Below are 6815 nucleotides of genomic sequence, written 5' to 3'. Positions count from 1 at the left end.
TTAAAAAAGCCTGAACTGATTGCTGGACAATCACTTCAGGTTTAAATTTTTTAATTTCATAACCATCTATTCTGTTTGAAGACCTGCGGAATGTGGGATGTAATTCGCTGTAGGCTGTGGATGTCGTTAATTCTCGGAGCATTCCTGATGAGTACTTTAGCAATTGTTGAAGCCTTTAGAGCTGATTGACTGACAAAAGTTTAATTAGCCCAAACTACAGTGGTAGCTTGAAACTCAATTCTGTAAGTTCTTTGCTGATGTTGTAGACGAGAAGCCTTGACTGGTTCGGGGTCAATATTAGTAGAAAAAGAGACAACAGAAATTAAATTCCAGCCCTTGTTCAGAGCTTGTTTGACCCAACTCCAGCCAATTTTTAAGTAGCTAGCACCCCGATACCAATGTGGATCTACACAGCGACGCTGACCTAAAATGACAACTTCAACACCTTGAGCAGTCAAGAACAAAGTAGTCATCGCTAACACTAAGCACAGTCGAGAAAGAGCTGGAGCGGAACGGAGTTTAGAGTCTTCGAGATTGAATCCAGAGGATTTATCATCCAGAAAATTTTCCTCAATGGTAAAGCGGAAACCATATTCCCGAAAAGTTTGGAGATTAGTAGGCTCCGTACTAATAATGTACCAGTGTTCGCCATTCGTAGATTCCCACGCAATTGCTAGATGGACATCTGTGAGCGAGTTACATTTGTGAATTTGAACGTTGTGGATCAGTTTTGCCTCGCCGATGGCTACCGGAAATTGACTCACTCGCTGCCACCCCTGCCGTGGATGACGCAGCCAAAAATTGCCTTTAATCCGGATTCGACAGTGCCAGCCTAATTTTCTGACATAACGGACTAATTCGGCATTGGCAAACCCCCTGTCAGCCAAGAGAATGACTTTGACATCGACGGGTAGGAGCCTAGAGACACGCTTGAGAAGGTCCTGATAAGTATCGATTTTGACACTACTACTTTTGTGTTTGAGTACTCGCCAGCCCACCGGAATCGCTCTGCCCAAATGTACAACACAGATCCGAATGATGCAATATTTATCCCATAACATACTGGTATCAAAACTCAGATAAATTTCTGAGTCTTTCCAGTTGGCAAATACCGCCTTCACTACAGGACTATACAGTTTTGCTGGGTTGATGCGGGGATTATTTACCCATCGAGACAATCTTCGCTGTGTGCTTTGGGCTATTTGTGCTTTGGTGCAAACATGGTCGATCCATTTGGTTAGATTTACCTTGCCTTCTACAATCAAACCAACCATCATCCAACACATCACTCCTAGATGTCTTAAATCTGACCACTGACTGTATTGACCTGCGAATTTCATTAGTTTATGATGAAGATGAGAGGGGCGATCGATCATTTCGATTCATACTGGTTTTTTGGTTAAGAACAGTTTATCCCTCTTTTTCTCTTTAATCCAGTCTGGGTCAGCTTTTATCCCGATCTTGACTGACTTTTGTCAGTCAACCAGCCTTTAGAGACTTGCCCGATTTGCGCCGGACAGCCGGACTACGCCATGAGCAAGCGCTCTGTTTGGCCTTATTAGACCTCTTGCAAAATAATTTTATGATATAATGGAAAGTTTTGCTTTACTGGATTGAATCCCAACTCTTAACTTATGTTTACTTTTGCCTTACTAGAAACAGGATAAGATACTAGAAACTTATATTGGTTGTTACACAATCAGTAAATCATGAAAAATCAATCTTATCTAAATTTAACATCTCATCAATTTAAACGTAGATTTGGTGTGAAAATTCAAACCTTAAAAGTAATGGTTAAAGCCTTAGAAGAATTCAGGTCAGAAAATCCTAAGGACAGAAGAGGGCGTGGGACTATCCTAACTCTTGAAGAACAGGTCTTGGTCGCATTGGAATATTGGCGAGAATATCGAACATATTTTCATATTGCGACAAATTGGGGAGTATCTGAATCAACTATTTGCCGAATTGTAATTGACATCGAATCAACAAAGATGAAAACGGGAAAATTTCGTCTTCCTGGGAAAAAAGCATTACTCAAAAACTCTGATTATCCAGCAGTTGTGGCGATTGATGTCACAGAAACAGCTATTGAACGACCAAAAAAAAACAGAAGAAATATTACTCAGGCAATAAGAAATGTCATACCCTCAAAACTCAATTGGTCATTAATCAAGAGACAGGAGCAATTATTTGCACTGCTTTTGGGAAAGGACATTGCCACGATTTTAGCTTGTTTTAAAAAAGTAAAATTCATTTGCATCCCGAAACAGATAGCTTACAAGATAGTGGGTATCAAGGCATAAAAGATTATCATTCCAATAGTTATATTCCTAGAAAGAAACCTAAAAATGGGAAACTTTCTCTCTTAGAAAAAGACTACAATCGAACTCTAGCACAAGAACGAATTGTCATTGAACACGTTAACCGGAGTCTGAAAATTTTTAAAATATTGTCGAGTCGTTATCGGAATCGTCGTCGCCGTTATGGTCTGCGTTGTAATTTGTTATCAGCAATTTATAATTATGAGTTAGCTCTAGGGGGATTAAATTGAAAATCTTTTATTATAGCATAGATTTTTTTTGCAAGAGGTCTATTTACCTTGGCGATCAGTGCGGGCTGTCGGGGTTTTCTGGCGCTCCAGGATTGGCTGTCGGGGTATCGTTCCGAACTGCTGGAATTATTCACACCACCGAAATCACGCTTGCCGAACTACAGCACGATTCGGCGTGTACTGTTAGAACTGGACTACGAAGCCTATAGTCGTTGTTTGGCGAGATTCTTTCAGATTGAGCCGAGGGCGGGCGAAACAATTGCGATGGATGGGAAGGTGTTATGCGGTTCATACAACCTCGATACCCCAGCCAGCACCACCGAATCCCATCCGGCGATTCAATTAGTCACCGTCTATGTGGTGGAGCGGGGATTGATTCTGCCGATTCAGCCAGTGGACTGTAAAAGCAATGAAATTACAGCCTTGCCCCCGGTGATTAAAGACTTAGCGCAACGGGGTGTAGTGTTTGCCTTTGATGCCCTGAATACCCAAAAAAAACTTGCGCGCAAATCATCACGTCGGAAAACCACTATTTAGGCGCACTGAAAGGTAATCATGGTAATTTTTTCAAAGCCGTTAAAGCCCAGTTCAAAGCCGAATTCCATTGCCATACGGTGGAATCGGGTCATGGTCGCACCGAACGACGTACCGTTGAACTGTGGCAAACCCTAGAGTCCCTCACCGATGCGAACCAATGGGCGGGCTTAACCAGTATTATCCGTGTCACCAGTTATCGGCATCTCCACAAGGGGCAATTCCTGATGATTCAAAAACCCCAAGTGCGCTATTACATCAGTTCCTGGAATGAAACGGTCGAACAATTTGCCCGTCGGATTCGCGATTACTGGCATGTCGAGAATAAAGTCCATTATGTCCGTGATGTCACCCAAGGCGAAGATGCTTCCCGCATCCGGGTGCAGCCACTACCAAACCTCTTTGCCTTGGCCCGCAATCTCGCCCTTAACCTTTATCGTGACCAGGGTTTCGATAACATGGCACAAGCACAACGTCTTGCTAGCTTCGGTCTTGAGCAGCTTAAAGTTTTATTTAGAATGAAATAGCCCTGATGCCATTCGGTAATTCTAAAAATTTCTTTAACCATTCGTATTTAGCTCGACCGTAACTTTCGATATCCACCCATGTATCAGCACCGCAAATCACATAAAAACGAACTCTGCTTAAATGTTTTGTAGGCACTCAATAATTATTCTCCAATATACCATATTATACTAATATAAACTTTAGATGCGTTCGCCCTGCGTTAATAGCCAAGCGGCTTCTGTTAAGAAGCAAGTGTCGCGGACTCCCAAGGAAAAAAAGCGCTTGAGTGTTCAGATGGATGAGTTATACCATTTTTCTAAAGATCCGATAGAGATAAAGGACGACAAGACGTTGTAATTATCTGCTTCCGCTCAATGAAAAAGTCTGTCATAACTTTAAAAAAATGGTATTATGGTCATTCGTTGATAGTAAAGGAAATCAGCAGTGGGTCTGGCTGGCATTGGATGCCCAGACTAGGGAAATTGTTGGTGTACATATTGGAGATCGTAGCGCAGTATCGGCTCAAGCTTTATGGAATTCGGCGTTGCTGAGTTAGAGTATGAATAGGAGGAATAATTTATGCAATGCCCTGAATGTAAATCAACCCATATCCGTAAACATCAATGAGTATGAACCGCAGCGAGGCCAAGCGCGAGAGCATCAAGCGTGACTGCCTAAAAATGTACGTCAATGGTATGGGTTTGCGGGCGATAGAACGAGTTAAGGGAGTTCATCATACCACGGTAATGAATTGGGTAAAACAAGTCGGAAAACTGTTACCAGATGTTTATGATCCTGAAGTCATTCCAGAAGTGGGTGAACTCGATGAATTACAAACTTATGTAAAAAAAAACAGATGAGATCTGGCTGTGGACAGCGGTTGACCACTTTAAACCAGGAATTTTAGGATGGGTATTAGGGGATCATAGTGCTAAGACATTTGAACCATTATGGGACAAAGTAAGTGAATGGAAATGCTATTTTTATGTAACTGATGGATGGGGGAGCATCCCGGTTTTGTAAATATCCGAATAAGCCTAAAATAGTTAATACCAATTCACTATGAAGCTGCACTTCATGGTTCGCCTCAAATCCTTTCAGGTAGAGGATCTATTCCATGCAGCTTCATAGAAAAATGGTATAAGATTAATAAAAGCGTCAAAAAAAGTCGAGAAAAAGAGCCATGACCCCTGAAGAACTAGAGCGGTTGGAATCCTGTACGGCAGAAATTGCTAAAATTTGGTATAATAATACACCCCCAAGTGAACTGACCAGTCTGGAAAATATTGAAAAACATCTCAGGCAACAATGGCTTGAAACAGTGGGCCCACAAATCGGTTTTTTTTTATCAAACAAGCAACGGGAACAGAACAAGGACGACCGCGGACAGTAAAAAGCTGTATTGGTGAACTAATAATTACTGAAAAACAAGCAGAAAAATTAGAGTTCAAGAAATCTACTCGATTATCTCCATTATTTGAAAAATGCTGTCTCCGTCAAATAGCTAATCTTTCCTACTGCAAGGCTGCCCCGTGAAATGGAAGTTCAGACAGGAGTAAAGATTGGACACACTTGTTTACATCGATTGGTAGAAAAACAAGAATGGTCAGAACCTCATGCCAAAATTGAGGTCAAAGAAACAAGCATAGATGGAGGGAAAGTCCGTCTGATACCATTTTTTTAAAGATGTGCTAGAGATAAAGAATGTAAAATCCAAGACCATCCTGTGAGAAAACCAATGACATGATTCGTTAAAGATGCTAAAATTTCCTGAACTTTTACACGGAGTTCGTTAAGATTACTAAAAACTAACCAAGCTAAAAATTCTTTGATATATTCCCATACTCTTTCTGTTGGATTTACTTCCGGACAATGAGGAGGCTGAAATAGTAAAATAATATTGTCTGGCAATTCAGATTTACTTAAAAGATGACCGCCAGCATTGTCTACTTGAATGATATGCAATTCATCTGGATATTCAAGCGACAATTGTTCCAAATATGCTTGAAAACAAATTTTATCTAAATGAGAAAACTCCCAAAAAAAACTTCTTCCTGTAGATGGGGATACTGCTCCGTAAAGCCAAAAGCATTTGAATTTCCATTGATGTTTTCCTACGGGTTTTATACCCCGTAGTGTGATCCTTCGTCTCTGAATTGTATGTAGTCCTAATCGAGTTTCGTCACTACACCAAAAAAGCCACTTTTTGTATTTCTTTACTTGGTCAGGAGCTTTATCTAGCAAGGCTTTAATTCTCTCTGGCAGGGTGTTTTTGAATTCATTAACTGCCGTTAACTCTTGTTCACTACTCGCCCGGTCTTGGGATTTTTAATTTACTTTTAAACTCCCCTTTTACCAAGGAGTATACAGCTTGATAACTACTAGGTATCTCTTTGATTAACCAGAGCCAGAGATGAACTTCTTTATAACTGGAAAATCCTTCGGGGTCTCTCAATTCTTGTTGTACTAAAGCCGCTACTTCAACTGAAAATTTTTTAGGTCTGCCAAAAACCTGTCGATTTTTTAACAAGTTTTCTATGCCACCTTCTTTATATTGAAAGAGCCACCGATGAATTGTAGTCTCACTTTTGCCCAAAATAGACGATACTTCTCGGACTGTTTCTACTTGTTTTGACTGAAAAAAATAAAGCATTTGAACTTTATTATATGCTAAGATTCTTTTTTGTTGTTTCCGAATCTCTAGCAATACCTCTACAGATTCGGTAATTGTTATATGAGGACGACCAGACATTTTAATGTTCTCCTTTACTTTTGAGACAAGTCTAGCATAACTTTAGAAAAATGGTATGAGAGGGAAGCTGGGAGAAGGGTCTCATTGGCAAGATTATAAGGCCGTGCGGTTACATGAAAGTTATTACGGGGCTTTTTATCAAGAGAATGAAGCATTAATTAACTATATAAACCATCAGCCGTTAGCCGATATATTAACTTGTTTGGGTGATGGACATGAGGGAATATGGAATATTATGAGCCAGTTAAATCCAGGGTAAGCGCACCTCAAACGCAGTTGCCATCTAGATTGTAGGACTGCTACTTTGAGAGAGTTCAGGGAGCGCTGCGACTAATACCTTCACCATATATAGCAATCCTATCTGATTTTCAAGGGCTCTTCTGGAGTCAAGGTGATAAGCAAACCTAATCAGAAAAGCAAGCTAATAGCCTTGCTCGAAAGTTATCAAAGTTCATAAAGCCATAGGCTTGT

Annotated in this window: 2 protein-coding genes and 6 pseudogenes; 5 read left to right on the top strand and 3 right to left on the bottom strand. The window is 40.6% G+C overall.

The window, feature by feature from the left end; genetic code table 11:
• Nucleotides 1–200: 200 nt before the first annotated feature.
• Nucleotides 201–1340, bottom strand: coding sequence for a transposase (locus tag JGK20_RS33435; protein ID WP_293209103.1), 1140 nt, complete (start codon nt 1338–1340; stop codon nt 201–203).
• A 369-nt stretch (nt 1341–1709) separates the two neighbouring features.
• Here JGK20_RS33435 and JGK20_RS33430 point away from each other — a divergent pair.
• Together JGK20_RS33430 and JGK20_RS34745 are read left to right on the top strand one after the other, a co-directional pair.
• Nucleotides 1710–2551, top strand: a pseudogene (locus JGK20_RS33430) (IS5 family transposase).
• 48 nt (nt 2552–2599) lie between these two features.
• A pseudogene (locus JGK20_RS34745) lies at nt 2600–3612 on the top strand (ISAs1 family transposase).
• 4 nt (nt 3613–3616) lie between these two features.
• On the opposite strand, the pseudogene JGK20_RS33415 reads toward JGK20_RS34745, so the two are convergent.
• Nucleotides 3617–3712, bottom strand: a pseudogene (locus tag JGK20_RS33415) (transposase family protein); the annotation flags it as partial.
• A 289-nt stretch (nt 3713–4001) separates the two neighbouring features.
• Here JGK20_RS33415 and JGK20_RS33410 point away from each other — a divergent pair.
• The 3 genes and pseudogenes from JGK20_RS33410 to JGK20_RS33400 form a co-directional block, all read left to right on the top strand.
• Nucleotides 4002–4133: pseudogene (locus JGK20_RS33410) on the top strand (IS1 family transposase); the annotation flags it as partial.
• Between the two features lie 38 nt (nt 4134–4171).
• A pseudogene (locus tag JGK20_RS33405) lies at nt 4172–4594 on the top strand (IS1 family transposase); the annotation flags it as partial.
• 181 nt (nt 4595–4775) lie between these two features.
• Nucleotides 4776–4985 carry a hypothetical protein gene (locus JGK20_RS33400; protein ID WP_293233691.1) on the top strand — a complete coding sequence of 70 codons (210 nt, stop codon included), beginning with the start codon at nt 4776–4778 and terminating at the stop codon, nt 4983–4985.
• Nucleotides 4986–5272: 287 nt separating this feature from the next.
• On the opposite strand, the pseudogene JGK20_RS33395 reads toward JGK20_RS33400, so the two are convergent.
• Nucleotides 5273–6344 (bottom strand): annotated as a pseudogene (locus tag JGK20_RS33395) (IS630 family transposase).
• Nucleotides 6345–6815: the final 471 nt, after the last annotated feature.

It is taken from the genome of Microcoleus sp. PH2017_05_CCC_O_A, assembly GCF_020738785.1.
In the GTDB taxonomy this organism is placed as follows: domain Bacteria; phylum Cyanobacteriota; class Cyanobacteriia; order Cyanobacteriales; family Microcoleaceae; genus Microcoleus.
This window is presented reverse-complemented; position numbering and strand designations above follow the sequence as displayed.

What these genes read in the sequence shown, in the direction of transcription:
- JGK20_RS33435 (WP_293209103.1), bottom strand. Translation starts at nt 1,340, where the DNA reads ATGAAATTCGCAGGTCAATACAGTCAGTGGTCAGATTTAAGACATCTA.
- JGK20_RS33400 (WP_293233691.1), top strand. Translation starts at nt 4,776, where the DNA reads ATGACCCCTGAAGAACTAGAGCGGTTGGAATCCTGTACGGCAGAAATT.